Consider the following 3,187-nt stretch of genomic DNA (forward strand, 5'->3'; position numbering starts at 1 on the left):
TAATGCCCCGAATTCGGAATTGGAAGGATTTAAATTTCTTCCGTCCAAATAATGATACGGTTTACGAGCATATTGATTCTTTGTTTAAGGATGCGATTGATTGGGTCAAAATAGAAAATCATTGGCCAGATATTTTACAGGTTGTATTGTCGATTCAAACTGGTAAGGTTTCGAGTGCGGTGTTGTTACGAAAGCTGGGAAATTATAGTCGCAAAAATAGGTTATACCAAGCTTTTCAGGAGTTGGGACGGGTAATTAGGACGGTATTTCTGTTGCAATATATTTCGGATATGAAGTTGCGACAACAGATTACTGCTGCTACGAATATTGTTGAGGCTTATAACGGTTTCTCTAAGTGGTTTTTCTTTGGTGGTTTTGGAGTTATTGCTAATAACGATCCAGTTGAGCAGGAGAAGATTATTAAATATAATGATTTGGTTGCTAATGCTGTTATCTTCCACAATGTTGTGGATTTAACTGATATTTTGCGGGATTTACTGAAGGCTGGTCATTTGATTAATCGTGAAGATGTGGCGGCATTGAGTCCTTATATGACTAGTCATATTAAGCGTTTTGGCGATTACTTGATTGATATGGAGGCTGTGCCGAATTTGTTGGATGATGATGGGATTTTAGTTTTGGCTTGATAATTTGTGAAGGTATTTCTGGCAAGGGTTGTAGAGTTTTTGTTTACAAAACTTTACAACGTGTCCCATTTTGCACGTATCCCGGCTATACCCCGACTAGAGGTAAAGAAAAAGTCCTTGAGCAAACCGGCCCTTCTTACATCAATTTGTTTGATGTTGTCTTTGTTGATGAATGTTCAATGATTGGCAAACAACTCTGGAACTGGATTGAGAATCTTGCTCACCAATCATCCATAAGGACAAAACTCAAAATAATTCTCATGGGTGATCCTGCACAATTAAATCCAGTGAATGAAGGAAAATCCCTGAGTTTTCAAGTGCCAAATAAAGCCATATTAACTCAAGTTGTGCGTCAGGGAACTGGTAGCCCCTTACTAGAGTTTGTCACGGCTTCTCGTTATGCAGTTACTAAAAGCCGGATTCCATTTGAGCCTTATGCCAAATATCTGCCTGATAAAAGTAATGGAGCGCTGATGGTTAAACGCCAAACTTTGCTGCGATATGCCTACAAAAAGATGTCTAAAGAATTTGTCAACAACCCCGATTGTTTGCGGATTCTGTGCTGGACGAATGCTCAAGTTGACTTTTATAACCAACAAATTCGTAGACATTTATATGGTGAAAATATAAATCGATTTATTTCTGGAGAACGATTAATAACCAGAGACCCGGTAATGGCTCCTGATAGTAAAAGTGTAATTCTTTCTACATCTACAGAATTCACTGTTTTAGATGTTTCTGAAGACCGTTATCACAATTATCATGCTTGGCGGTTAAAGATCAAGACAGATGACGGAATTGTGCGTCAAATCTACGTTTTACATGAAGACGAGCAAAAACGATTTAACCAAGAAACTAAACACTTACTCAAAACTGCCAAGCGTAATCCCTTTTTGTGGAAGCAGTATTACAGACATTTAGAACAGTTTGCCCATGTGAGAAACTGCTTTGCACTCACTGTTCACAATAGTCAAGGTAGCACTTTCTTAGAAGTGGGTATTGACGGTAAGGACTTAAGTAAGCGACTTCATTCAGAACGAGGAGATGACGGTCAAGCGGTTGTTGCTAAGTTTAGAGAGTTTAATCGTTTGTATTATGTTGCCAGTTCACGGGCTAGACAACGAATCTTTATTATTCGTTGATGCGTGGTATACTCCTACCCTGCAATTTTTAATTAAGGGTAGGCTTCCAACAGCCCGATGAATGGTATTATAAAACTTCGCCGAATGCTCTTACGTTATGGTTTTATGGATTTGGTAGGCATTAATAATATTCTGACCATCAAAAATGTATACGGTTCTAAGCCCATGAATACTAGAAGCTCCGGAAAATTGCTTATTAATTACGAATTTTTCTTGAAATCCAATAAAAATTAAAGCCAACGAAGAAGCTTGAAGAAAGTTTTTAAGATAATCACCTTTAATCAAAAGACCAAAACCACTTCCTGTAGATATTTCAGTAACCTGAATAGTTTTAAACTCATCTAACCAACTAGATTGACCATCCCATTTTAAGTTACCAAAATTAACTAAATCTGGTACAGGGACATTAATATTTTCAGAATATTCATCTTGACTACAATCATATTCCCACTCATTCCCCCTCAAAATTTGAATCCTTGTGAGTTCTGCATTTTCTGTACCTGGAATTTCACATTCTAAATCTATTTTTCTAGTTTCAAAACGTTGGTGACAAGTGACAGTATTCGGGTACTCTAATATCAATAATTTGTTGTCATGCGGAATCATTAAATTTTCAGGAAAGTTATTATTAGACAGTTCTTTTTTAATATTTTCTATATCAGAATAAGGTACAAAAGCAGTGTTAATTAAAGTCCTTAAATTTCGATGGGGATATTTTGTATTATTTTCATTAGAACTAACTTTTTCTAATGAAGAAGAAAGTGATAGATGAAACCATTTTTTACCTTGTTTATCAGTAACTCCTACTATTTCTGTTAAGTTGGGAAAATCTTTTAATTCTGCCCATTTATCATGACTTAAATTTTTTGTAATATCGAAATCATAATTAATAGGTTGATACCATTCAGTGTTAATTTCTATTTGAGGATAAAAAACTCTTAAATCAGTGGGATCTATATCCCGTAATTCTATACCTTGTAATCTTGGAAGAGAAGTTTCGTTTTCCCATGAATCTATTTTCCTCGGAAAGTGATCTGCCAAAATTCCTGCTAACCGATGTAATAAAATCCAATAATATTTTTTTCCAAGTCTTTCAGCCCAAGTTTCTCTCCCTCTTCCTCCACCATATTTCCCTATAAGATAGCGATCATACTTATAGCACTGTTCATTAAAACCTGGATAACCTAATTCAGAAACACTTTTAATAAACCAATTATAGATTAGCTGATAATCATTTCCGACAGATTGAAGATTATAGCGATCAAGAACACGAAATTCTAAAACATACTTGGCAAAATCAGTTCCACCAAATCCACCAGGGAATTCACCCAGATTCATGTTCCTCTTAAAAGCATCTTGCTCTATTAAATCAGAAATTTCTTCTTCCGAAGGAATCTG

At 35.7% G+C, this 3,187-nt stretch carries 3 protein-coding genes; 2 read left to right on the forward strand and 1 reads right to left on the reverse strand.

The genetic code is table 11. The annotated features are described in order from the left end of the window. Together VB654_RS21620 and VB654_RS21625 are read left to right on the forward strand one after the other, a co-directional pair. Window positions 1–647 (forward strand): Tn3 family transposase (locus VB654_RS21620; protein ID WP_323215858.1); only part of this gene is annotated, 647 nt, incomplete at its 5' end. After that, window positions 644–1,789, forward strand: coding sequence for an AAA family ATPase (locus tag VB654_RS21625; protein ID WP_323215859.1), 1,146 nt, complete (start codon window positions 644–646; stop codon window positions 1,787–1,789). The genes VB654_RS21620 and VB654_RS21625, both read left to right, overlap by 4 nt. A gap of 90 nt (window positions 1,790–1,879) precedes the next feature. On the opposite strand, the gene VB654_RS21630 is transcribed toward VB654_RS21625, so the two are convergent. Next, window positions 1,880–3,187: hypothetical protein (locus VB654_RS21630; RefSeq protein WP_323215860.1), on the reverse strand; the 1,308-nt coding region annotated here is incomplete at its 5' end.

This window comes from Nodularia sp. UHCC 0506, from assembly GCF_034931045.1.
Lineage (GTDB): Bacteria > Cyanobacteriota > Cyanobacteriia > Cyanobacteriales > Nostocaceae > Nodularia.